Annotated in this window: 23 protein-coding genes; 13 read left to right on the top strand and 10 right to left on the bottom strand. The window is 41.1% G+C overall.

The window, feature by feature from the left end:
• The first annotated feature begins 7 nt into the window (after positions 1-7).
• From VOI46_RS08780 to VOI46_RS08750, 7 genes are all read left to right on the top strand, one after another.
• Complete coding sequence (locus tag VOI46_RS08780) at positions 8-2,536, top strand: DNA translocase FtsK 4TM domain-containing protein (protein ID WP_282337594.1); 2,529 nt, start codon at positions 8-10, stop codon at positions 2,534-2,536.
• On the top strand, positions 2,536-3,162 hold the full coding sequence (lolA, locus tag VOI46_RS08775; RefSeq protein WP_004586745.1) for an outer membrane lipoprotein chaperone LolA: 627 nt from the start codon (positions 2,536-2,538) through the stop codon (positions 3,160-3,162). Before VOI46_RS08780 ends, lolA begins: the two co-directional genes overlap by 1 nt.
• Complete coding sequence (locus tag VOI46_RS08770) at positions 3,155-4,498, top strand: replication-associated recombination protein A (RefSeq protein WP_004586744.1); 1,344 nt, start codon at positions 3,155-3,157, stop codon at positions 4,496-4,498. The genes lolA and VOI46_RS08770 overlap by 8 nt, the downstream gene beginning before the upstream one ends.
• Positions 4,491-4,871, top strand: a complete 381-nt coding sequence (gene crcB / locus VOI46_RS08765; protein WP_004586743.1) for a fluoride efflux transporter CrcB — start codon at positions 4,491-4,493, stop codon at positions 4,869-4,871. Before VOI46_RS08770 ends, crcB begins: the two co-directional genes overlap by 8 nt.
• A 9-nt stretch (positions 4,872-4,880) precedes the next feature.
• A complete protein-coding gene (gene serS, locus VOI46_RS08760; RefSeq protein ID WP_004586742.1) occupies positions 4,881-6,185 on the top strand; it encodes a serine--tRNA ligase in 1,305 nt (434 codons plus the stop codon).
• A 303-nt stretch (positions 6,186-6,488) separates the two neighbouring features.
• Positions 6,489-6,680, top strand: coding sequence for a hypothetical protein (locus VOI46_RS08755; protein ID WP_004586741.1), 192 nt, complete (start codon positions 6,489-6,491; stop codon positions 6,678-6,680).
• Between the two features lie 236 nt (positions 6,681-6,916).
• The gene (locus VOI46_RS08750) at positions 6,917-8,242 is read left to right on the top strand and encodes a DUF1524 domain-containing protein (protein ID WP_324738250.1); all 1,326 of its coding nucleotides are present in this window, start codon (positions 6,917-6,919) and stop codon (positions 8,240-8,242) included.
• 153 nt (positions 8,243-8,395) lie between these two features.
• Here the strand turns inward: VOI46_RS08750 and VOI46_RS08745 are convergent, their stop codons facing one another.
• Positions 8,396-9,583: a PQQ-dependent sugar dehydrogenase gene (locus VOI46_RS08745; protein WP_004586739.1), complete on the bottom strand. Its 1,188-nt coding sequence runs from the start codon at positions 9,581-9,583 to the stop codon at positions 8,396-8,398.
• On the opposite strand from VOI46_RS08745, the gene VOI46_RS08740 reads away from it, so the two are divergent.
• A complete protein-coding gene (locus VOI46_RS08740) occupies positions 9,568-10,023 on the top strand; it encodes a hypothetical protein (RefSeq protein ID WP_004586738.1) in 456 nt (151 codons plus the stop codon). The two genes, VOI46_RS08745 and VOI46_RS08740, sit on opposite strands and share 16 nt — an antisense overlap.
• 69 nt (positions 10,024-10,092) lie before the next feature.
• On the opposite strand, the gene VOI46_RS08735 is transcribed toward VOI46_RS08740, so the two are convergent.
• Complete coding sequence (locus VOI46_RS08735) at positions 10,093-11,355, bottom strand: valine--pyruvate transaminase (RefSeq protein WP_004586737.1); 1,263 nt, start codon at positions 11,353-11,355, stop codon at positions 10,093-10,095.
• Positions 11,356-11,594: 239 nt separating this feature from the next.
• On the opposite strand from VOI46_RS08735, the gene VOI46_RS08730 reads away from it, so the two are divergent.
• A complete protein-coding gene (locus VOI46_RS08730) occupies positions 11,595-12,689 on the top strand; it encodes an endonuclease/exonuclease/phosphatase family protein (protein WP_039972170.1) in 1,095 nt (364 codons plus the stop codon).
• 144 nt (positions 12,690-12,833) lie between these two features.
• A complete protein-coding gene (locus VOI46_RS08725) occupies positions 12,834-13,253 on the top strand; it encodes an MAPEG family protein (protein WP_004586735.1) in 420 nt (139 codons plus the stop codon).
• Positions 13,254-13,607: 354 nt separating this feature from the next.
• Here VOI46_RS08725 and VOI46_RS08720 read toward each other — a convergent pair whose 3' ends face one another.
• Entirely contained in the window at positions 13,608-15,455 is a 1,848-nt protein-coding gene (locus tag VOI46_RS08720; protein WP_004586734.1) for an ABC transporter ATP-binding protein, read from the bottom strand.
• Between the two features lie 91 nt (positions 15,456-15,546).
• Positions 15,547-16,386, bottom strand: coding sequence for a hypothetical protein (locus VOI46_RS08715; RefSeq protein WP_004586733.1), 840 nt, complete (start codon positions 16,384-16,386; stop codon positions 15,547-15,549).
• 204 nt (positions 16,387-16,590) lie between these two features.
• On the opposite strand from VOI46_RS08715, the gene VOI46_RS08710 reads away from it, so the two are divergent.
• On the top strand, positions 16,591-16,995 hold the full coding sequence (locus VOI46_RS08710) for a GFA family protein (protein ID WP_004586732.1): 405 nt from the start codon (positions 16,591-16,593) through the stop codon (positions 16,993-16,995).
• Position 16,996: 1 nt separating this feature from the next.
• On the opposite strand, the gene VOI46_RS08705 is transcribed toward VOI46_RS08710, so the two are convergent.
• The gene (locus VOI46_RS08705; RefSeq protein ID WP_004586731.1) at positions 16,997-17,794 is read right to left on the bottom strand and encodes a hypothetical protein; all 798 of its coding nucleotides are present in this window, start codon (positions 17,792-17,794) and stop codon (positions 16,997-16,999) included.
• A 228-nt stretch (positions 17,795-18,022) separates the two neighbouring features.
• On the opposite strand from VOI46_RS08705, the gene VOI46_RS08700 reads away from it, so the two are divergent.
• Positions 18,023-19,426, top strand: coding sequence for a M28 family metallopeptidase (locus VOI46_RS08700; RefSeq protein ID WP_004586730.1), 1,404 nt, complete (start codon positions 18,023-18,025; stop codon positions 19,424-19,426).
• A 142-nt stretch (positions 19,427-19,568) separates the two neighbouring features.
• Positions 19,569-20,015, top strand: a complete 447-nt coding sequence (locus tag VOI46_RS08695) for a DUF4826 family protein (RefSeq protein WP_029772653.1) — start codon at positions 19,569-19,571, stop codon at positions 20,013-20,015.
• Between the two features lie 46 nt (positions 20,016-20,061).
• On the opposite strand, the gene VOI46_RS08690 is transcribed toward VOI46_RS08695, so the two are convergent.
• From VOI46_RS08690 to mnmA, 5 genes are all read right to left on the bottom strand, one after another.
• Entirely contained in the window at positions 20,062-20,520 is a 459-nt protein-coding gene (locus tag VOI46_RS08690) for a GNAT family N-acetyltransferase (protein ID WP_004586728.1), read from the bottom strand.
• 9 nt (positions 20,521-20,529) lie between these two features.
• Entirely contained in the window at positions 20,530-21,675 is a 1,146-nt protein-coding gene (locus VOI46_RS08685; RefSeq protein ID WP_004586727.1) for a cupin domain-containing protein, read from the bottom strand.
• A 77-nt stretch (positions 21,676-21,752) separates the two neighbouring features.
• Complete coding sequence (gene purB, locus VOI46_RS08680; protein ID WP_004586726.1) at positions 21,753-23,123, bottom strand: adenylosuccinate lyase; 1,371 nt, start codon at positions 23,121-23,123, stop codon at positions 21,753-21,755.
• Between the two features lie 32 nt (positions 23,124-23,155).
• Positions 23,156-23,758 (bottom strand): high frequency lysogenization protein HflD, encoded by a 603-nt coding sequence (gene hflD, locus VOI46_RS08675; RefSeq protein ID WP_004586725.1) that lies wholly within the window; start codon positions 23,756-23,758, stop codon positions 23,156-23,158.
• Positions 23,758-24,858 carry a tRNA 2-thiouridine(34) synthase MnmA gene (gene mnmA / locus VOI46_RS08670; RefSeq protein ID WP_004586724.1) on the bottom strand — a complete coding sequence of 367 codons (1,101 nt, stop codon included), beginning with the start codon at positions 24,856-24,858 and terminating at the stop codon, positions 23,758-23,760. The genes hflD and mnmA overlap by 1 nt, the downstream gene beginning before the upstream one ends.
• Positions 24,859-25,180: the final 322 nt, after the last annotated feature.

Genomic DNA, 25,180 nt, shown 5'->3' with positions numbered 1-25,180 from the left:
GGAAGTTATGCGCCTAAACGGTGTGCAAAGACTATTAGAAACAGGGCTGATCATCAGTACCTTTGCGGCAATATTCATTTTATGTGCTTTAATCAGCTTTGATCCCGCTGACCCTGCGTGGTCGCAAACGGGTGAATTTAGAAACGTTAAAAATATTACAGGCACTGCCGGTGCTTGGGTAGCCGATATATTATTACTGTCATTTGGTTGGCTTGCTTATTTAGTGCCGGCCGCTATTCAGCTGTTTGGCTATTTATTATTTAAACAACCTCATCGTATTTTACAGCTCGACTACACCACACTTGCCTTGCGTGTTATTGGCTTTGCTTTATTTATTACCTCAGCAACGGCAATCAGCAGCATTAACTTTGATGATATTTATAACTTTTCATCCGGTGGGGTAGTGGGCGATGTGATTGCATCGGCCATGATGCCGGCATTTAACTTTACCGGTACCTCTATACTATTATTGTGCTTCTTTTTTGCTGGGCTTACTTTATTAACCGGTGTGTCGTGGGTTGAATTTGTAGACTACCTCGGCGATTTAGTGGTTAGAGGATACCGTTACATTGCTAATTACGCCCAAGGTTGGATGCAACGAGAGCGTATTGCGGCAAATCCGGTGCAAGCCGATGCGCAATTTAATGATGACCCTGACGATTATGAAAAAAGCGATACCACACTCGAGCAATCATCAGAATTTGAACAAGAACCTGCTAAAAGTAAAAAGCCAGCTAAACAAAAAGCCATTACGAAAGAGCAGCCTACCTTTAGCGAGCCGCAAATTAGTGATGACTACAGCCCATTTGATGAGCTAGACGATATACTCGACCAAGAAATTGGCTTTAGCGCCATAGACGATGAGCCAATGGATACAGCGGCTGCACTTAACGCGCTTGATCAAAGCCAAGTTGTTGAGCCTGAAAAACCGATTACCACGGTGGTATCGCCAGCAAGGCCTATGCCTAAGCCAAAACCTGCATATCAGCCTCCGCCAACAGCAAAAGAAAAGTTTGAAGAGTTACTTGATAAAGAGCCACCGCCAGGGCCATTACCGTCGCTTGATTTACTCGACAGACCGGATAAAGCCAAAAACCCGATCTCGGAAGAAGAGCTTGACGGTGTATCGCGTCTTGTTGAAACAAAATTACTCGACTTTAACGTACAAGCAAAAGTGGTTGGCGTATACCCAGGCCCAGTTGTAACACGTTTTGAGCTTGATTTAGCACCGGGTATAAAGGTGTCTAAAATTACTGGTTTATCAAAAGATTTAGCCCGTTCGTTATCGGCAATTAGTGTACGTGTGGTTGAGGTGATCCCAGGTAAAACTTACATAGGGATAGAGCTGCCTAATAAGTACCGTGAAATTGTACGTTTATCTGAGGTAATTAACGCCCCTAAATTTGAGCAAAATCCATCGCCACTAACCATGGTGTTAGGTAAAGATATTGCAGGGCAACCTGTGTGTGCCGATTTAGGTAAAATGCCCCATTTACTGGTAGCGGGTACCACGGGTTCGGGTAAGTCAGTGGGCGTTAATGTAATGATATTAAGCTTACTGTATAAATCGGGCCCTGATGATGTTCGTATGATCATGATTGACCCGAAAATGCTTGAGCTTTCGGTTTACGAAGGTATTCCGCACCTATTGTGTGAAGTAGTTACCGACATGAAAGAAGCCGCTAACGCACTACGTTGGTGTGTAGGCGAAATGGAACGCCGTTATAAATTAATGTCGGCGTTGGGTGTACGTAACTTAAAAGGTTACAACCAAAAAGTACTTGAGGCCAAAGAAGCGGGTTACCCAATTCTTGACCCATTATTTAAAGACACCGACGGCATGAAAGAAGGCCCAGACGAGTTAGATAAACTACCGAGCATAGTGGTAGTAATAGACGAATTTGCCGACATGATGATGATTGTAGGTAAAAAAGTTGAAGAGCTAATTGCCCGTATTGCGCAAAAAGCACGTGCCGCAGGTATACATTTAGTACTTGCAACACAGCGCCCATCGGTAGATGTAATTACCGGCTTAATTAAAGCCAATATACCTACGCGTATGGCGTTTCAGGTGTCGAGTAAAATAGACTCGCGTACCATATTGGATCAACAAGGCGCAGAAAACTTACTCGGTATGGGTGATATGCTTTACTTACCGCCAGGCACAAGCGTACCAGAGCGTGTGCATGGCGCATTTGTAGACGACCATGAAGTACATGCGGTAGTAAACGATTGGAAAGCACGCGGTAAACCTAATTACATTGATGAAATTTTAAATGGTGATGCAACAGAAGATGTTTTATTACCAGGTGAAACCAGTGAAAATGCAGATGAAGAGTCAGATCCGCTATACGACGAAGCCGTTGCGTTTGTAATCGAAACCGGCAAAGTATCGGTATCATCAGTACAACGTAAATTACGTGTTGGCTATAACCGCGCAGCACGACTAGTAGAACAAATGGAAACATCGGGTATCGTGAGTTCACCAGGCCATAACGGCGCTCGCGATGTATTAGTACCTAATGGAGCAAATTAATGAAAAAATTAAACAGTTTATTATTAGTGCTTGGCAGTTTAATTGCCACGCCTAGCTTTGCTGATGACAGCCAAGCACTGCAAGACAAACTCGCAACCCTTAAAAGTTTTAAAGCGCAGTTTTCTCAAAACGTAACCGATCCGCAAGGCCAAGCGGTTATGCAAGGCGAGGGCACAATTGCCCTTAAACAACCTATGATGATCCGCTGGCAGCAAACAAACCCAGACGATACCTTATTTGTATCCAATGGTGACAAAACCTATTACTTCGACAGCTTTGCTGAGCAAGTAACTATTATGGATACCCATAGCCTTATAGATTCAACACCGTTTGTACTTCTTACTTCAAAAGATCCCGCACAATGGGAAAAATACAGCGTACAAGCCACAGACTCTGGCTTTAGTGTAACGCCAAATAAAGGCGTAGAGAGCCAAGTAGAGCAACTTGATATTACCTTTGCAGGTAACGAGCAAGGCCTTGCTAAGTTAGTTGTGACTGATAATTCTGGTCAGCTTTCATCGTTTAGTTTTAACAATGCACAAGTAAATACCGCGCTTGATACAAGCACCTTTGAATTTACCCCACCAGAGGGTGTAGAAATAGACGATCAGAGTAACGGTGAATAATTTAGGCTTTAATTTTGGGCCCGATGTACGCCCACTTGCTGCGCGCATGCGCCCAACAACGCTTGACGAATACATAGGTCAGCAGCATTTATTAAGTGATGATAAACCCTTGCACCAAGCCATTGTTGCAGGGCGTTGCCACAGCTTAATTTTGTGGGGGCCGCCTGGGGTAGGTAAAACCACCCTTGCGCAAATTATTGCAAATCACGCCGATGCCGAACTTATACAAATGTCGGCTGTGACCGCAGGCGTAAAAGATATTCGCGACAGCGTAACGCAAGCGCACGATAACCTACAAAGCCGCGGGCAGCGCACCTTAATGTTTGTGGATGAAGTACACCGTTTTAATAAATCGCAGCAAGATGCATTTTTACCTCACATAGAAGACGGCACTTTTATATTTGTAGGCGCGACAACCGAAAACCCCTCATTTGCACTTAATAATGCGATTTTGTCGCGGGCGCGTGTGTATGTTTTAAAGTCGCTAGCCGATACCGACCTATACACAGTGATAGAGCGCGCACTTAAGCAAGATGAGCAACTAAACCAAAAAAACATTGTTATTGCCGATAACGCCAAACAAGCGCTTTGCCAAGCAAGCGGCGGCGATGCCCGTAAAGTGCTAAACCTGCTTGAGCAAGCGGTTGATTTAACGAGTGAGCAAAACGGCACATACAACGTAGATGAGCACGTATTAAGCCAAGTACTGCCTACCCATTTAGCTAAATACGATAAAGGCGGCGATGAATTTTACGATTTAATATCGGCTTTTCATAAGTCAGTACGAGGCAGCTCACCCGATGGCGCGCTGTATTGGTATTGCCGTATTTTAGCCGGCGGCGGCGACCCACTTTATGTAGCAAGGCGTTTACTTGCCATTGCCACAGAGGACATAGGTAATGCCGACCCACGGGCAATGGAAGTGGCGTTAAACGCATGGGATATATTTCAGCGTGTAGGCCCAAGCGAGGGCGAACGCGCCATTGCACAAGCCACTTTATACTTAGCCAGCGCACCCAAAAGTAATGCGGTTTATATGGCATTTAACCAAGCAAAAGCTGATGCCAAAAACGAGCCAAGCTACCCAGTTCCAGAGCACTTACGAAACGCGCCCACAAACCTAATGAAAGATTTAGGCTATGGCGCCGAGTATCGCTACGCACATAACGAAGAGGGCGCCTTTGCCGCCGGTGAAAAATATTTACCGCCAGAAATTCAAGACAAACACTATTATTTACCGAGCGATCGCGGCCTTGAGCAAAAAATTAAGCAAAAGCTTGATTACTTAAAAGAACGCGACGCGCAAAGCCCACTTAAACGATACGAAAATGATTAAACTTTATATGATGATCGCCCTTGGTGGCGCCTCAGGAGCCTGTTTACGATTTTTTATTAGCGAAACCATGCTAAAACTCCTTGGTAGGGGATTCCCTTTTGGCACGTTGACGGTTAATATTCTGGGTTCATTGTTAATGGGCATTTTGTACGGTTTGATAGAGAAAGAAATTATCGCCACAAGCCCCGCTAAAACCCTTATTGGTATTGGCTTTTTAGGTGCGTTAACCACCTTTTCAACATTCTCAATGGACTCGTTGTTGTTATTACAACAAGGTCACTTTATTAAAATGGCCCTCAATATCATCTTAAATGTGATGATCTGTATTTTTATGGCTTGGCTGGGCCTTCAGCTGGTAATGCAAAAAGGTTAAAAAACTAACATGTTAGATTCTAAATATTTACGACAAGACGTTGGGCAAACTGCAGCACGCTTAGCGGCTCGTGGCTACGAGCTTGATGTTGCAAAAGTGACAGAACTTGAAGAACAACGCAAAACATTACAAGTAAAAACGCAAGAGCTTCAAAGTCAACGTAACGCCAGTGCTAAAGCCATTGGCCAAGCAAAAGCAAAAGGCGAAGACGCACAACCACTACTAGACGCAGTGGCAAATTTAGGTAGCGAATTAGACGCAACTAAAAAAGCGCAAGACGAAGTACTCAACGCCATTAACGAAATTGCTTTAGCAATTCCAAACTTGCCAGACGAATCAGTACCAGAAGGCGCTGATGAAGACGACAACGTTGAAATACTTACCTGGGGCACGCCTAAAAAGTACGACTTTGAAGTAAAAGATCACGTAGACGTAGGCCAAGACCTAAACGGCCTAGACTTTGAAATGGGTGTTAAAATTAGTGGCGCACGTTTTACAGTAATGCGCGGCCAAGTAGCGCGTATGCACCGTGCACTTACGCAATACATGCTAGATACCCACACAGATAAAAACGGCTATACAGAAATGTATGTACCGTACTTAGTAAATAGCGCAAGCCTTTACGGCACAAGCCAATTACCTAAGTTTGCAGGCGATTTATTCCATACATTAGGCCTAGTAAACGACGACGGTGAACAACAAGCTGGCTTTAGCTTAATCCCAACAGCAGAAGTACCGCTTACTAATAGCGCACGCGATGAGATTTACGAAGAAAGCGATTTACCGATTCGCTTAACTGCGCACACACCGTGTTTTAGAAGTGAAGCGGGCAGCTACGGTCGCGATACACGCGGCTTAATTCGCCAGCACCAGTTTGATAAAGTTGAACTAGTACAACTAGTAAAACCAGAAGATTCAATGCAAGCGCTTGAAGAGCTAACAGGCCACGCAGAGCAAATTTTACAAGCGCTAGAACTACCATACCGTAAAGTAATTTTATGTATGGGCGATATGGGCTTTGGCGCAGCTAAAACATACGACTTAGAAGTATGGTTACCGGCCCAAGATACCTACCGCGAAATTTCGTCTTGTTCAAATATGGTCGATTTCCAAGCGCGCCGTATGCAAGCACGTTTTCGCCGTGAAGGTGCTAAAAAGCCAGAGTTACTACATACACTAAATGGCTCAGGTTTAGCCGTTGGCCGTACACTCGTAGCCATACTAGAAAACTACCAACAAGCCGATGGTTCAGTAGTAGTACCAGAAGTATTACGCCCATACATGGGTGGACTTGAAGTGATTGGGAAAGTTTAAAGTACTAGCTGTCATTTTTTAGCTGTAAGCTTTAGAAAGAAAGCCGCTGTTTTAACGAACAGCGGTTTTTTTATGGGTAAAAACTTAAAGGTAAAAGGTTCAAGGCGAAAGAAAAAAGTCTAAGTTTTGTTATTTATTAGTGTATTACTCTTTTGTCCAATATTACTGTTTTCTACCATTCTGGTGTTTTCTCGCATCCAGTAAATTTAGATGATAGCTAAGTAGTTGTTTACATGTGTCTATTCGCTGGTTAAATTGTATGGTTCGTAATATTTGGACATTTGTCAATTTGGAAAGCGACAAATGCCTGATACTAAGTTGTTAAATGCCATGGACACATTAGAGAAACTTTCAAAGAAAAAGAAAGATCATCCGAAACATCAAAGTAATGAGCGTTTTCTCTTAAGCATTATGATGCTGGTATTAATTCCATTTATATTTGGCATTGCCATAGATTCTGAAGTTATTCATTCATCTGTAAGTTTTAATCTATAGCTCTATGGCTTGGGTGTACTAGGCTTTGGGTTAGCTTTAGCTGCAATGGAAGACCTAATGCTCTTCTCGCGCTGTTTAAAACTCATTGGTTTAGTTATTTCCCAAGGTTGGTTCATTTACTTTTGGGCTTTTCAAATGCAAGCTTGGTTTGCATTTGGTCCATAAGTGCTAGCATTTGTCCTGTTACACATACAAATGCCTAAAATCAGACAAAATTTCCATATCTTCAAAACCATATCCAAGCTTTTAATGATAATAATTCTAGTATTAAAATTAATTGTGAGGTCGGTGCCGAAGAATCCAATTTAAAAGCAGCCTATGAGCTGCTTTCAGATAAATTAGAGCAATACATACCTTTTACTGAAGCAGAAGATCCACAAATGGAAATCTTCGCTCATGAAGACCCTGTATTAAAGTTAAAAGAACTAAGGGATAAATTTTTATCTTTAAAACTCGTTTTTATTCAACTAGATAACGAAGATGATGCTTATTTAATCTTCGAAACACTAAATGCTCGTGGTCGTGATCTAAAGACTTCAGATCTTGTTAAAAACTTGATTCTAAAAACAATAAAAAATTCACATCATTCACTTGATAGCCCAAAAGAAGCATGGAGCAGCCTTGTAAAGCGCTTTGATGATATCTCCGATTCCAGTGTTATCGATGCTTTTCTTTTACATTTCTGGATATCAAAGCATGCTTATACGACTGACAAGAAGTTATTTGCCCTAATAAAAGAATATATAAAGATAGACTCGAACAACGCTAAAGTTTTGTTACATGACCTTGGGGAGTATGCAGTTTGCTATAGCAGAATGTTGAGCCCAGAAAGTTCCGAGTGGACTAAAGAGCTATTTGAAGTTAAAACATCCTTAATAGCTCTAAATAGTTTTAAAGTAAAACAGCAATCATCATTTGTATTGGCGCTTCTTGTTGCATACGACTCTAAAAAGATAACACTGAAGCAACTCAAATCGACGCTTAAACAGATTGAGCATTTTCACTTTGCGTTTAATGCTGTTACGCAGCAAAGATCCTCAGGTAGCATTGCGACAATGTATTCGCAAAACTCAATTAGATTGACGGAAGCTCAGGATAATGATGCAGTACAAAGAGTATTAACTGGTTTAAAACGTAAGTTAAATGAAAAGCTACCTTCATATGGTGAGTTTGAGGTTAAGTTCTTAGACTTGGACTACCTATCAAATAAAACAAAGTCTAAAAATGTTATAAAGTACTCTTTGTGTAAGCTTTTAGGCACTCAATCTAATGGGCTTGATATTAACCATTCTAACTTAAAGATTGAACACATTATTCCAGAAGCTATGATCAAATCTGGTTCAGACCCTTTTATAATAGGTAATGTAGGAAATTTGTTACTTACTGATGCGAGTACAAATGGTCATAAATTAAAAGATAATCTGCCAACAGAGAAGATTTCCATCCTTAGTAAAACTGGCTATCCATTAGAGGCGAACTTCATTCATGGGCAGGACTGGGACAAAGAAAAAGTTTTAGAGCGCGGAAAGGCAATATCTCAACATGTATATAATGTAGTATAAAGTTTCTGTTACATGTCAGACTGTTTATGGGGAAACTAAGAGCTCAAATCCGTATTATTATACTTCGGGCAACATAACTTAAACGTATTAAAGCGGCTTACTAAAAGCCGCTGTTTTTCTCAAAAAGAGCAGTTATTCTTACCATCTTGTGAATTAATTAGATTTAAACAACATCAGCTCAGCATATTTCCCATCCATTAATATCGCTACATTACCCTCAGTGGTTACATACACATCCCTTAATCGTCCTGTTGTTTCTGGGAATACGTGTGATTGTGTGAATTTTCCATTAGCCAGATTAACGCTGTAGAGCTTTTTATCAACGAGGGTGGTAATGAGCACATGCTTTTGAAGTGAAGGGAATGCGGCGTATTTAGAGCCATAATACGCCATGCCGGATGGAGCGATTGAGGGTGTCCAATCTACGCTTGGCTTTTGCATGCCGGGGTAATCTCTAAAAGGAGATATGCGCGCTTGTGAATAATCGTCACCGTAGGTGATCACCGGCCAGCCGTAGTTGGTAGCTGGCGTTAAGTAATTTAGCTCATCGCCACCTGCGGGGCCGTGCTCGTGGCTAACAATTTGCTCGGTATCGTAATCATACACTAAGCCCTGTGGGTTTCGGTGACCGAGCGAGTAAACAGCGTGTGCATTGGGGTTTTTGTGATTAATAAATGGGTTATCTTTTGGAATAGTGCCATCTAGGTTTATGCGTAATAGTTTGCCAAGTTGGCTGGTTATTACTTGTGCTTGCTCTCTAAAATCAAAGCCATCACCAGTTGAAAACAGTAGAGTGTTGTCGGGTAAAAAGAGGGCGCGGCCAGCGTAGTGTTGTGGGGTATTTTTATCAGTCGCTACTGTGTAAATAATAACAGGCGTCGAAAAGCCGGTGCCATTAAAGGTGGCTTTTGCAATTACTAGGCGATTAGCCTCAGCTGTGCCTTGTGCGTAGGTAAATATAACTTCTTTGCTGGTGTTAAAATTAGGCGAGAGCACTATATCAAGTAAGCCGCCTTGGCCTGCAACGTATAAACTCTCAAGGTTTAAATTTACTCTAGTTTGCTGATTGTTTTTTACAATAACCACGTGGCCGTCGCGCTCTGTAATTAGCCATGTATCATTTGGCAGTTTAACCATGCTCCAAGGCGAATTTAATTTTGTAGCAACTGTGTGGGTACTGTACTGCTCTTTAGGTAATTCAGCAGCACTGGCTGTAGATGCAAATAGCCCTACAAACAGCCATAGCGCTAATTGAGAGAGTCGTTGTTTACATTGCAAGCCTTTGCTACTGTAAGAAAAAAGCTTTATTTTAAGTTGAGATAACCATGCCATTTTTAACACGTTTACTCCCTATATTTTTAGTTTCTTGGTTATTTACCTTTACGCTTGCTAGCTTGTTTCATAGCCAATACGTTGTCAATCAATTAGTTGATGTGGGCGTTGTGGTCAGCTTAAGCGACCGTATTAATTTAACGCTAGATGATTGGTTAGGGCTATTACCTACCTATGGCGCTATTATTGCCATTGCTTTAGCTATCGCTTTTTTTGCTGTTGTGTTACTTGTTAAAAAGTTTGAAAAATACAGCATGGTGTTATTTGTGGCATCGGGTATCACTGCTTTTGCCGTGGTGTTAGTGGCGATTGAGTCGATTATGAATATTCATATTATAGCGGGCGCACGTGGATGGGGGTTTTATTTGCAGTTACTAGCAGGTGCTTTAGGTGGCTTGCTGTTTGCCCTGTTAACCAAGGCGTTAGCCCCTAAACAGTACGTTAAATAAAAAACACAGTGGCTAACGCTAAACGTTAACCACCACGTTAAAATACGATGTAAACCATTAATTAAAGCGCTACATAATAAGCGCCTTAATAGCCTCTAAGCCTTTTCTGAGTGTGGCTTCATCGTTGGCGTAGTTAATGCGTACGCACTGGTGTTTGTGCTCCCAGCTATCTTCAATGCCAATAAAAAAGTTATGCCCAGGAATTATATATACATCTTGCTCTTTGAGTTTTTGATAAAGCATTTCGCTGGTTATTTTTGAGTCTTTAAACCATAGCCACATAAAAAACGCGCCTTCGAGTTTATGTAAATAGACAGGCAAGTCTGCAAAAATTTCATCAAACAGGTTTATGGCTATCTCTGCTTTATTTTTATAAAAAGGCAATACCGTATTTTTACACAAAGGCAGTAATTCGCCTTCGTTAATTAAGCGGGTTACTAAGCTTGGGCCAATAGCGTTAGGCGATAACACCATAGAGCCGTTAACACGGCCAATGGCTGTAATTATTTCGTTATTGGCAACCACAATACCAGTGCGCAGGCCTGGCAAGCCCAGTTTTGAAAGCGACATACACAATATAATGTTTGAGTTCCACGTAAGGTTTGCATCGGTGTAAATACAACCTGGGAAAGGGTCGCCGTAGGCGTTATCAATAATTAGGGGAATATTGTACTTGTGTGCAAGGGCATTTAGGTGGCGTACTTCCTCATCGGTAATGACATTACCAGTTGGGTTGGTAGGGCGCGATACGCACAGTGCACTAATACTGGTATCGTTGGCTAATACGTTTTCTACCGCGTCAAAATCAATGACATATTTAAACTGCTTAGAGCCACTGGGTGTATTTAAAATTTCGATGTCAGGCTTGATTGCCACAAACATATCATCAGATAAACCTTGGTCGGCGTAACCTACGTATTCAGGCGCAAGCGGAAACAAAATACGCTTATTAGTGCCATCGCTCATTTTGCCCGCAAGCATATTAAACAATACAAAAAAGTTAGCTTGGCTGCCGTTACCCAATGCTATGTTTTGTGGTGTTAAGCCCCAGTCAAACTCGCTATTGAGCTGTTTAGCAAGGGCTGCTCTAAATTCGTCATTGCCAGTTGGCCCGTCGTACAAACCAAATACTTGCGATACTTTATTACTGGCTACTAGCTTTTGTAATTCATCTAAAAATACAGCATTAACCTGTGGTACGTGTGCGGGGTTACCGCCACCTAGCATAACAATATTTGGATTATTGCTTGCGTTAGCGCTGCCTAAATCTTCCATAAGCTGCGTTATTCCGTTGGGTTGTGTAAATTTAGTACCAAAATTTGAGTAGTTCATAATACCTATGTGTGCGCTAATAACGAGGAGGGCAGTATAGCGTAAATAAAGGGCTTTATTTGCATGTTGAGAATAATTCACGGTTTAGGACTTTAAACCCTTTAGGGTATAATTAAAGCACTTTTATTCGCTAGGGTATTGTTATCAGTAATTTTGAATCGACATTACATCACACTACGCTTGAGGCTGAATCTGCCGCTGATTTAAACGAGCCTGTAGTCAAAAACACGAAATTTAAAATAGCCACGTTTAATTTATTTAACTACCTTGAGCCGCCTAATGCATATTACGATTTTGAAAAAATTTATACCGCAGAGCAATGGGCACGCAAACAGCGCTGGATTGTAGATTATTTAAATGAGTACGCGCCTGATGTAATAGGTTTTCAAGAAGTATTTAGTATTGAATCGCTAAAAGCGTTAATGGCGCAGCAAGGCTATACATATTTTGCTGTGGTTGATACGCCAGAGGTGATTGATGATTTTATTTTTAAGCGCCCGGTCGTGGCTATAGCGTCTAAATTTGAGATTGTTGATGTTGCTGCGGTTAAGCACAATACCGAGGTTGTTGAAATGCTTGGCCTTAATAGTAATTTTACGTTTAGCCGTAAGGTGTTAAGAGCCACCATTAGATTACCCCATGTAGGTAATACCGACTGTTATGTAGTGCATTTTAAGTCAAAACGATCCATGATTGAGAGTGATGAAAGTACTACTAGCTCAGCCAAAACCGAGCCACCCTCAAGCGAAAAAAACATAATAGACACTCTAAAAGCAAATGTGGCCGGCTCGTGGGGCTCAACCATTCAGCGCGGCAGTGAAGCCACACTACTAATGATAGAAATGATTGCCCGACGCGAAGCTACACAACAGCCTATGGTGTTAATGGGCGATTTTAATAACGACCTAGCCGATGGCGTGTTAAGCCATTTATTAACGAATACATTGCGATTTGCCCCAGCGTTTGATGTTAAAACATACCTTGCTAAATATTGTTTAAATGACGCGTGGCAGCTATTTAAAACACTAAAAATGAGCCAATTTACGGCGCACAATACACAGCAAAGCACTGGCAGCCATGCAGATGCTCAACAAAGTAATGCCCCCGCTGCGCCGTTATTAAATCGCAGCCCTACCCATTACTATGGAACGAGTAGTACGGTACTTGATTATATTTTACTCTCGTGTGAATTTGACCAAAGTTACGATGATAGCTTTTATGAAGTGAGTGATTATCATACATACGACAGGCATTTAATAAACCCAGAATACGAACGAGACGATTTAACAACCGATCACGCAGTGGTATCAATTACGCTAACGTTAAGGAGTTAATACGTGGGTAACATTTATAAATAGCTTTGCAGCTTTTACATTATTATTGAACCTATAAATTACAAGTTATTAATTATAATGAACTTATTTTAGGCTTAAAACTTGCTGTAACTACTGAGTTAAAACAATTTTAAGGACATAAAAATGACTGAAGTTGCGCTTTCTGCCTATATGGCGTTTTACGTTTACTTAATAATGTTAGTGGTACAGTGGTCGGTAGCTACCTTTAGCAAAGCTAAACAGCCTAATGCTGTACCGGGTAAAATTAGCGATGATTTATCGCACGACAGTTTTATATTTAGAGCCCATCGTACTTTTCATAACACACTAGAAAACAGCGCGCTGTTTATTGGTACTGTGTTGTTTGCATTTGTTATAAATTACCAAAGCCCTATATTTGCCATGTGTGTTTGGGTGTATGTAATAGCGCGATTAATTCATATGGCGCTGTATTACGCTATAGCCACAGAGAAAAACCCAAGCCCACGCACGTACTTCTTTTTAATCAGTTTTATAGCCAATATTGTTATGCTAATTTTAATTGGCTTAAGATTAATGGCTTAATATCACGTGATTAAAGGCTATTAAGCCGCTAGTATAAAAACGAAAAGGGCTGTAATTAGCCCTTTCGCTTTTTAGTTTTTAGCTGAGATTAGGGCGTGTTGACCTTTGGCGTTTGAATTTGCAGCAGTATGTTTGGTTTTTAGGCAAGGCAGAGCCTATGAAGTGTGGTTATTCCCCATAAATAGGCGATAACGCAGCATAAATGCCAAACATACGCTGCCCTTTGGGTTCTGCCTAGGGGCGATAAACTCTTTGTTGCTCGGTTTTTACTTAGCCCACTAGGTTGCAAACCTCGCGCCGCGATTTGATCGCCCCTAGATTGAACAAATTTCAATTCGCAAAGATCAACACGCCCTAATCTACACCAATAGACCCACCGGTTTGATGCGCCCAAAGCCCAGCATAAATACCATTTTGCGCAATGAGCGCTTCGTGGCTGCCTTGCTCTACAACGCGTCCTTCATCAAGTACAATAAGTCTGTCCATTTGCGCAATGGTCGATAGCCTGTGAGCAATGGCAATCACAGTTTTACCTGTCATTAAATCATCTAGGCTTGCTTGTATTGCGGCTTCTACTTCTGAGTCGAGCGCGCTGGTGGCTTCATCGAGTATTAAAATAGGTGCATTTTTAAGTAATACCCGCGCTATAGCGATACGCTGGCGTTGCCCACCGGAGAGGGTTACACCGCGCTCGCCTACTTGAGCATCAAACCCTTTATTGCCTTTGCTATCTTCTAAATCGCTTATAAACTCGAGTGCTTTAGCTTGCTTGGCAGCGCTGAGCATTTCGGCTTCTGAGGCATCGGGTCGGCCGTATAAAATATTATCTTTTACAGAGCGGTGAAGCAGGGATGTGTCTTGCGTAACCATGGCTATATAGCGGCGAAGGCTTTCTTGGCTTACATCGGTAATGTTTTGGCCATCAATTTTAATTGTCCCCGAATCGGTATCGTAAAAGCGCAGGAGTAAATTAACTAATGTTGATTTACCAGCGCCAGAGCGACCCACTAAGCCAATTTTTTCACCGGGTTTGATATGTAGGTTTAGGCCGTTCATTACCGGGCCGCGATTGGTTTCGTTAGCGGCTTTGCCGTAGTTAAAGTGAACATTTGAAAAAGCGATATCGCCCTTAGAAACGGCAAGCGTTTTTGCATCGGGTTTGTCATCTACTTTAATTGGCGTAGATAAGGTTTTCATGCCATCGGTGGCGGTACCAATGTTTTCAAACAAGCTGCTTATTTCCCACATGATCCACTGCGCCATGCCATTTAATCTAAGCGATAAACTAACCGCAACTGCAATGGCGCCTGCGCTAATTGCACTTAACGACCATAAATAAAGGGATAGTGCGGCCACACTAAATACTAATAAGTAATTTAGGCTATTAATGGCAAAGTTAAGGCTGGTTACTAAACGCATTTGCTTATAAACAGGCTGTAAAAATACATCCATACTTTGTTTAGCGTATTGTTCTTCACGTTGTGTGTACGAAAAAAGCTTAATGGTCGATATATTTGTATAGCTATCGACTATACGGCCGGTCATTTCAGAGCGCGCATCGGCCTGCGAGCTGGCAATTTTTTTAAGTTTTGGCACAAAGTACATTTGAATGGCGGCATAAATAATTACCCACACTAAAAGCGGTAGCATTAAACGCCAGTCAGCTTCTGCAACTAAAAACACCATAGCGCCAAAATAAACCACAATATACATTAGTACATCGAGCAGTTTCATTACGGCTTCTCGTACGGCCAGTGATGTTTGCATTACTTTTGTGGCAATACGCCCTGCAAACTCGTTTTGATAAAAGCTAACACTTTGGCGTAATAAGTATCTATGCGCCGACCAACGAATCGACATAGGGTAATTACCCAGTAATGCTTGGTGTAAAATAGCCGAGTGAAAAAACACCACAATAGGTAATATCACTAAAAGCACTACCGCCATTTTTATAAGTTCGGCTTTTTGCTCTTCAAACAGGGTTTGCGGTGTGTAGGTACTCAACCAATCAACCAATTGGCCCATATAGCTAAATAACGATACTTCTAAAATGGCAAGCAGGGCAGCACTAACAGACATTAAAACTAACGACAGCTCCATACCTTTAGTGTAATGACGACAAAACGCAAATAAGGTAGAGGGCGGCTGCGTTGGCTTTTGCTCAGGAAATGCGTTGGTCATTTTTTCGAATAATCGATACATTTTATAAACTTAAATGACAAATAATAGAAAAGGATCATACCATTTAAGTGGCGCGCTGTAGATCTTTAGCGACTAATTTACACTGCTACTTTTATCGAATAGGGTTTGTGAGGTTTACGCCTTTAATCATGTAAATGTCGTCATAGCGTAAACCGCCATTTCCGTAAGGTTTTTTATGTGGGCCCGTATTACAGTTAGCTAAAAAATAGCTAAGTGGGCGCTCGCGTTTCATTCTAAAGGTGGCATTTTTATACACTAAGGTTTGGTTTTTAAATTCTCCGCCTTGAACATATACATTGTATTGCTGGCCTTGCATTTTTACCGATGCATTATTAACAACGTACCAAATGTTGTACCAACTGTTTGTATCAAGTGGTTTAGCCGATTGCCCTTGTGCATAGTTTTGGATATTACTATAGCCTTTATCAGTTTTGACCATTAGCGCCCCGGTATTGACTAACCCATTTGATTCGGTTTTATCGGTAACTCGTAGAGTGGCTTCAAAGGCGTCGTAGCCATGAACGTTTATTTGCTCTGGCTCTAAGTTACTTAATCCAAAAGCATGGTTATTTGGAAAAGAGGCAACGTTAATGCGGGTAAAAAAAGTGTAGGTTTCGCCAACGGGCACTGTTTTTGGAAGCTTTTTATAGCTGAGGGCTTTGCGGTTGCCGACAATACCATTTTCGGCAGGCTTTTTAATTAAAAAATGGTTAATCCCTTTGGCTGTGTCCTCAACTTCTATTTTAGTTACTTGTGGGTTAGCGACATAAGGTTGAGTTTGGTTGTCTGTGTCAGCCTTTGTCCAGCCTTTTAGCGGTTGTTCAAAGTTATCTACTAATAGCCACTTTGCAGAGGGGGCGTTTTGATTGTTTTGGCTACAGGCTAATAATCCTGAGCAGGCCACTAACAGTAAGCTGTATTTAACGCGCATAATCCCTCTTTTACTAATCTAAGTATAGGTATATAAATTGGTGAACCAATATATGGATTTTAATTTTTAAAACTTAAAATCTATATAACCAATTTAGTTTAAATTAGTCAACCAATATTGTATTTTATCTATTCTACTGACGTTTATATTTTAAACGCGTAAAATACCTAACTACACGCAATTAAAAATAATAAAAGGGATTATATGTATACTGGAACGTGCCTATGTAAAGCGGTAAGTGTTGAAATTAAAGGGGCTATTTCTCAAATTATTCATTGTCACTGCTCACTATGCAGAAAAAACAGCGGAACTGCTTTTGCTACTAATGGTTTTGTAAACACTCACGAATTTACACTTACCAAAGGAGAAGATAATTTAACTGAATTTAATTTCAAACCTGGGCGTGCGCGCTTTTTTTGTAAAACATGTGGCTCACCTATTTACAGTGCTAATGCAGAGGATAAATCTCGCTTGCGAATACGTCTAGGGCTGATAGATGACGATATTACTGAACAGGTAATGTCTCATAATTTTGTTACCTCTAAAGCCAATTGGGAGCAATTAGAAACCCATTTGCCGTGCTATCAAAAACACGAACCAGGGCGCTAAATTACTCTATGTGATAAATGCTGTTTATGTCGCTGTGAAGGGAGGGCGCCCACGTTTTAAATAATGGCGAATGGGCTATTTCTTCTTTATTAATGTGTACTAAGCTTTGCTGAGAAAGCATCACGACAATATTTTTGTATTCGTTAAACTCTATAAGGGCAATACAGCTAAAGTGTAGCCTAAACAGGACGAGTAAAGCTTGGAGCTCTTTTCCTGTTTTAGGGTTTAAATTTATAATAATTTGCGCATTTAGCCCGCTGCAGCGACGTATGTTTTGCCAAAATACGCTGTTAGATAAAAAGTCTTGATGTACATCGCCACTAAAAATATCAATTGTAATGACATTGTATGTCCGCGTGCACGTTGCAACAAACAGCTCTGCATTTTGTAAGTGCACCGTATGATTAGCGGGCAAGTTAAAATGGTGCTTAGCAACGCTTATCATCGCGGGGTTTATTTCTACACTGTCAAACACAGCTAAGTTATTTATATAAGCCGTTTTGTTATGTAAATAATGAATGGCTCGCTCAATGCCCGCAGTACCTAAACCTAAATTTAAAACCCGTAGTGGCTCAGCTGTTTTAAGTAAAAATAACAGCATACATTGATTAACCGCAATCAGTAATTGCTCATTCTTATTAAGGCTCATCACCCCTTGAATAGTGATATTGCTTTGTGCATTTTGGGCAAGTGTTAACCAGCGATAGGCAGCATTTTGATAAACACAAATAGGCCCATATTGATTGTTACTAGAGGCTATTAAATTGGCAGAGACAGTGTCGGCTTTAAGCTGGCGCATAGGTTACAAATACAAATAAAACACCCCATTAGTTTGCCACGAAAACACGCTATGTATATAGCGTATTTATGTAACAAGGTTTGTAATACGCTCGGTTGCTTAAAAGAGGGGAGTACTTAAGGGTGGTTAATTTTTACAGTTGAGCTTACTTGTATAAAGCTTTAACTCAAAATAGTTGCACTAAATAGGTTGTTGAGTAATGGTAAGGTAAAAAATAAGGAGCTTATAATGCGCAAAACCCCTTTTTCTATTACAACTAAACTTATTAAATTGAGTACGTTAGCCTTTGCTTGTACAGCAGGATTATCAGCACAGGCTCATGCCAGCATAAAATATGAAGAACAACAAAAGCTACATGATATTGCAGCGCAGGTATCAGCTAAGCGTATTGGGAGCGACATACAAACGCTGGTGGATTTTGGTACCCGCCATACGCTTTCTGAAACTAAGTCAGATACACGGGGCATAGGTGCTGCACGGCGTTGGATCAAAAAAGAGTTTGAAAAAATATCATCGCAATGTGGTGGTTGCCTAGAAGTTATTGAAGTTAAAGACACAATATCAGGTGAAAAACGAATTCCTAATCCTGTTGAAGTGGTGAATATAGTGGCCATTCAGCGTGGTAGTACTGAGCCAAACCGAATGGTTATTATGTCGGGCGATATTGATTCGCGGGTGAGTGATGTAATGGACTTTACCAGTGATTCACCGGGTGCTAATGATAACGCTTCAGGCGTGGCAGGGGTTATTGAAGCTGCACGTGTACTAAGCAAGCATAAATTTAATGGCTCAGTTGTGTATGCAGCGTTGTCGGGCGAAGAGCAAGGTTTATTTGGCGGTAAAATACTCACAGCGTATGCGCAAGAGCACAATTGGCAAGTACATGGCGTTTTAAATAACGACATGATTGGCAATATTACTGGTATTAATGGCGTTACCGACAATACAACGGCGCGTATTTTCTCAGAAGGCACGCGTGTAGTAGAAACGAAACAACAAGCAAGAACGCGCCGTTTTACAGGTGGTGAAGTCGATTCGGCGAGCCGTAATTTAGCGCGCTATATAGATACAATTGCCGATAGGTACATTCCAAATTTAGATACGATGTTAGTTTACAGGTTAGATAGGTTTGGCCGGGGCGGGCACCATAGACCGTTTAACGATGCAGGTTTTGCAGCAGTCAGAATTATGGAAACTAATGAGCATTACGACCGACAACATCAAGATTTACGTACAGAAAATGGTGTGGTTTATGGCGATACCATAGATGGCGTTGATTTTGACTACACAGCTAAGCTTACGTCACTGAACGCAGTAACAATGGCTTCAATGGCTTGGGCGCCAGCTCCTCCTAAGCAGGTAAAAATTGAAGGCGCGGTTAAGGCTGACACTACGCTTTCGTGGCAAAGTTCAGATGATGATAATATAGCCGGTTATCGTATTTATTGGCGCTATACCAGTGAGCCGCAATGGCAATTTAGCCAAGATGTGGGCAATGTAAGTAAAGCTACACTTAAAAACGTTGTTATAGATAATTACTATTTCGGTGTTGCAGCGATAAGCAAAGACGGGATTGAATCGCCTGTGGTGTTCCCAGGTGATGTAGGCTCGTTTGATCACAATATAAAATAACAGCGATTTATTATTGCTTAAGCGCAATTGTGATTAAAAACAAATCAAATGGTGTATTTAAGGTGCAAAGCAGGTGTTTTATGCTTGCACCTTATTTGTTATGCACTTAGAGTGTAGAAAAAAAGCAGTAAAGGTTAATAAAATGCAGCAAGAAGAAAAAAAACCATTAACAGCGCAAGAGCAAGCACAAATAGAGCAACAACGGGTTGCTTGGCAACGCGAGTGTTTTCAAAACGCCCAAAAATACTTAGCAGAAAAAGGCATTATGCCTAAATCAGTAATAGACAAAGACAGCCGCTTTTTAGCGCCATTGTGTGCTATGTGGAAATTTAAAGCGCAAAACGGTAAGAGCTACTGGGTAATAACAGGGCGCTTACCTACTGATCATGCAGAAGTAAGTGCAGCAAAAGATGCGCGCGATGCTATGCGTTATTTTTCATTACAATGGCAGTTAAAAGCAGATCAAATAATGAGTGTTGGCGCACGCGATAAAACCCAAGTCGACTTTGCTAACTTACTTATAAACCGTGCTCACGGCTTATACGAAATGCATGAAAACGAGCAACTTTGGGCTAATGAACCAAAATAAGGTATCGCTTGTATAAACGTAAAAAAGGGCTATTAACGGCCCTTTTTTAATGTACTAATGTAAATGGTTTAGTAACAAACTCAGACACTTGGCATTGCATTCGCTGCCTAGGTATACCTGCTTCCATAAAAACACCGCCTTGTTGTATAAAGCCGTTTCGTTTAAAGCGCTCAACTTCGTTTAAAATACAATTAATACTAATAACTTGGTGCCCATCGTTAGCGGCAAGATTAACAATAAAAGTAAGTAATGAAGTATAAACGTGGCGATTACGGTGTGCGGGTAAAACGGCTATTCGGCCTATTAAGCCATCTGTACACAGCCTACCTGTGGCTACGGGTGAGTTACTATTGTGAGTAACTAGCACATGGTGTGCTAGTTTGTCTTGGCTATCAAATTCTATTCGTTTGGGTATGTGTAGCTCATACACAAATACTTTTTCACGTATTTGTTGTAGCTGGTCTTTTTGCCTATCCCACTCGACCTTATTAATTTGATAGCCCATAGCGCACCTCTAATTAAACCACATCCCCTCATTAACTAGTGTAGTAAAGGTTTGAATAAAAACTAGGCTGGGCTGCGCTGCATTTAAATCGTCGGTATTAACATAATCATGATCTGTTAATAGTGTAACGGCATTTAAGTCGCAAAGTGGTAAAGGGTAGTTTTCGCCATTAATACTTAATAATAGGGCGTCTTCTAGCTGCTGATAGATAGCACGTACGCCGCCTAAACGCTCAAACTCTTCTGCATTATTTGTTATTAAATCACTCATTTGCTCGCAGGTTATAGGCTCTTCAAGTGGTGCTAAGTCCATTTCGTGCTTGGCTTGGCTTAAGGTATTACCAAGCCAATGCTTAAATAGCTCATCGTTATTAAGTAGCGCTTGCATAAGGGTTTTAACTTTATCGGTTTCGCTCTGTAAAAGCTCACCTTTAGAGTCCCTAAGGGCTAAAGTATGATCGGTATAGCGTTTTTGGCCGCTGTCGGTATCAATAACATGATCGGCAAAGCTAGAAAATAAGTCTTGTTGATTAGGCGCTCTAAATCCAACCGAGTAGTTAAGGGCGTTTTCTATTGCATAGCCTTCGTGAGGGCACCCAGGTGGTATGTATAAAATATCGCCGGGCTCTAAAATACAATCTATAACGGCTTCAAATTGCTCAACTTGCAGTAGTTTTTTATTTTGCGCAAATTGTTTAAGTGTGGGATCAGGCAGGCCAACACGCCAATGACGCTTACCCTGGCCTTGAATAATAAATACATCGTACTGATCTAGGTGCGGACCTACGCCGCCTTTAGGGGTTGAGTAGCTGATCATTAAATCATCTATTCGCCAGTTAGGTATAAACCTAAATGGGTGAAGCAGTTGTGCTGCATCGCTATGCCAATGATCAACCGCTTGTACCAATAAAGTAGCGTGTTGCTCAGTTAATTTTTCAAAGTCTTCAAATGGGCCTTGGTATGCTTGCCAATCGTTATTGTGGTTGGTAACAATTCGCGACTCTATACTTTCTTCCATAGCAAGACCGGCAAGCTCTTCTGCCTCTATTGGGTCTTGAAAGTCTGTAAAGCCTTGTTTAATTAATAGCGGTTTTTTTTGCCAGTATTGGTTTAAAAATTCTTGCTCACAGAGGTCGTTTATTTTTAATTGGTACATAGAGTTGGCCTATAATTTTTAGTACAAAAAAAGCGAAAGGGATTATCCTTTCGCTTTTTATATGCGCAATTTAGTATTTAAACTAAATCGTCAATAAACTCAACAGCGCGGCCAATGTAGTTGGCAGGTGTTAGTGTTTTCATTTCTACTTTAGCGTGCTCTGGCAGGTCTAAACCATCGATAAAGTCGGCCATAATCTCTTGATTTACACGTTTGCCACGCGTTAAATCTTTAAGTTTTTCGTATGGTTTTTCAATACCGTATTTACGCATAACTGTTTGAATTGGCTCAGCAAGTAATTCCCAGTTTTGATCAAGCTCATCAAGTAAACGTTGCTCATTTACTTCAAGTTTGCTTACGCCTTTAAGTGTAGATTGATACGCAATAAGCGTGTAGCCCATACCCACACCTAAGTTACGTAAAACGGTTGAGTCGGTAAGGTCACGCTGCCAACGAGAAACAGGCAGTTTTTGTGCAAGGTGAGCAAATATAGCATTTGCTAAACCTAGGTTACCTTCTGAGTTTTCAAAGTCGATAGGGTTTACTTTATGCGGCATTGTTGAAGAGCCGATTTCGCCAGCAATGGTTTTTTGCTTAAAGTGGTTAAGGGCAATGTAACCCCAAACGTCACGATCAAAATCAAGTAAAATAGTGTTAAAGCGAGCAATAGCATCAAATAGCTCGGCAATGTAGTCATGCGGCTCTATTTGTGTAGTGAACGGGTTAAAGGTTAAACCAAGGCTAGTTACAAAGTTGCTTGCGTGGGTATGCCAATCGTAATCTGGGTAAGCACTCAGGTGAGCATTGTAGTTACCTACAGCACCGTTAATTTTACCTAGCATTTCTACCTGTGCGATTTGGTCGCGCTGGCGTTTTAAACGCATGTATACGTTAGCAAACTCTTTACCCATTGTTGAAGGCGTAGCTGGTTGGCCGTGGGTACGCGTCATCATAGGTACTGCTTTGTACTCAATGGCTTTTTCTTTTATAGCGTTAAGTAGTTGGTCGCAGTATGGAAGGAGCACATTATCACGAGCTTCGCTTAGCATTAAACCATGAGATAGGTTATTAATATCTTCTGATGTACAGGCAAAATGGATGAACTCGTTAATAGCGTTAATTTCGCTGTTATCGGCTACTTTTTCTTTTAGTAAATATTCTACCGCTTTAACATCGTGGTTTGTGGTGCGTTCAATGTCTTTAACACGCTGTGCGTCTGCTTCGCTGAAATTATCAACTATGGCATTTAAAAGTGCATTGGCTTGTTCGCTAAATGCAGGTACTTCTTTAATATCGCTTGCTGCAGCTAAGGCTTGCAACCAACGCACTTCAACGGTTACGCGGTATTTGATTAAGCCAAATTCGCTGAAAATACTGCGTAGTTCAGTGGTTTTGCTGCCGTAGCGACCATCCACTGGAGAGATAGCGGTTAACGCTGAAAGCTCCATAATAACTCCTAAATTTTAGTTTTGAACGATAATTAAATGTTTGTTTTTGCAATAGCGAGAATTTTTCTTTTTGCAAAGAAAAAGTGACGGCGTTTACCGCCCATTTGTCGCCATAATACAGCACTGCGAATTCCTGCTAATAAAAGGGCACGAATTTTATTTTGCGTTTGCTGCTGTTTTAATAACTCGGGTTTACCATAAACCTGAATTCGGTGCCCAAGGGGGCTCAGCACCGACGAGTATATATCTGCTAAACCGGCAACTACGGTGTCATCGGTTATGGCAAAGTGATCTAAGCGACGATGAATGTCGTCGATACGACGGCCAAGTTCAGCTAAGCTTTTTGGCTCGTTATTTAAAATACGTTCAAGCTGCATTAAACCACCTACGTACTTAACTATTTCAACATCTTTTTGAGCGCCAGCAGTAAGCTGCGCCATTAATGTTTTATAGCCGTCGCGCAAGTTATGCGTACCTTGATAAACATCAACCGGCGATGCGGGTGATGTTTGTACAATACTTGTAAATAGCACGTCTAAGTCTGAATCGTTTGCGCTGCCGTATTGCGCAATTTTTTGTACTTGTTTAGCCACTTGGCACATGGCGGCAAGCGCCATGACTTGGTGTTGATTCATTACTTAATCACCGAATCTATAATACCGCCACCTAAACACACATCATCGGCATAAAATACAGCTGATTGACCCGGTGTAACGGCTTTTTGTGGTTCATCAAACAATACGCGTGCCATACCATCTTCTCCAACGAGAAGAGTACAATTAATATCTTCTTGGCGGTAACGGGTTTTAACGGTGCAGCGCGTTGTACCTTGAGGACCAACACGGTCTACCCAATGTAATTGATTGGCGTTTAGGCCATTGCTGTATAGGCGAGGGTGGTCTTTACCTTGTCCTACAACGAGCACATTGCGCTCAACGTCTTTATCTACCACGTACCATGGCTCGCCAGAGCCTTCTTTCATGCCACCAATTAACAAGCCTTTACGTTGGCCAAGTGTATGATACATAAGTCCTTCGTGCTCACCAACGTTGTTGCCGTCAGTATCTTCAATCACACCTGGTTGAGCAGGTAAAAACTTTTGTAAAAAGTCTTTAAATTTACGCTCACCAATAAAACAAATACCGGTGCTGTCTTTTTTGTCATGGGTGATTAAGTCTTGCTCTTCTGCAATACGGCGTACGTCTGGTTTAGCTATATCGCCTACTGGGAAAAGCGTTTGGCCTATGTGTTCATGGCTTAAGGTATATAAGAAATAGCTTTGATCTTTGTTATCGTCTAAGCCTCGGCACATAACGTATTTGTCGTCTCGTAGTTCACGACGAACATAATGGCCTGTTGCAATATAATCGGCGCCAAGTGCTTGTGCTGCAAATTCTAAAAATGCTTTAAATTTAATTTCTTTGTTACACATAATATCTGGGTTTGGCGTACGGCCCGCTTTGTACTCTTCTAAAAAGTACTCAAAAACGTTATCCCAGTATTCGGCTGCAAAGTTAACGGTATGAAGCTCGATGCCTAATTTGTCACACACTGCTTGTGCATCTTTTAAATCTTCAGCGGCTGCACAGTATTCGTCATTGTCGTCTTCTTCCCAGTTCTTCATAAACAGGCCTTCTACTTGGTAGCCCTGTTGTTGTAATAAATATGCAGATACAGAAGAATCAACACCGCCGGACATACCAACGATGACTTTAATGTGACTATTTTCGCTCATGAATAATTTCGCTTATACAGATTGCTGTTAACTTGGAAAGGCCGCGATTATAGCACGCATTTTGTTTTTGCTTAAAGGGAGGAGTGGTGCAAATACACGATTTTGTAGTTATTTTATTCATATAATAAATAGCAAATAAGACTGAAACGCATTTAACATAAAAAATGATGAAAAATTTAAATAAGCCATTGTAAAAAGATATTTCGGTGCCATTATTGACTGAGCGCATAATAATAGCGTCTGTATTACCTTGTGTTTGTTGTACAATTAAGGAACAGGCAAGATTTTTGTATTAAATTTGCATTTTATTGCCTTAATATTT

The sequence above is a fragment of the Pseudoalteromonas sp. CuT4-3 genome, assembly GCF_035666335.1.
Taxonomy (GTDB): domain Bacteria; phylum Pseudomonadota; class Gammaproteobacteria; order Enterobacterales; family Alteromonadaceae; genus Pseudoalteromonas; species Pseudoalteromonas atlantica.
The sequence above is the reverse complement of the archived record's forward strand: the minus strand, read 5'-3'. Positions and strand labels throughout refer to the sequence as shown.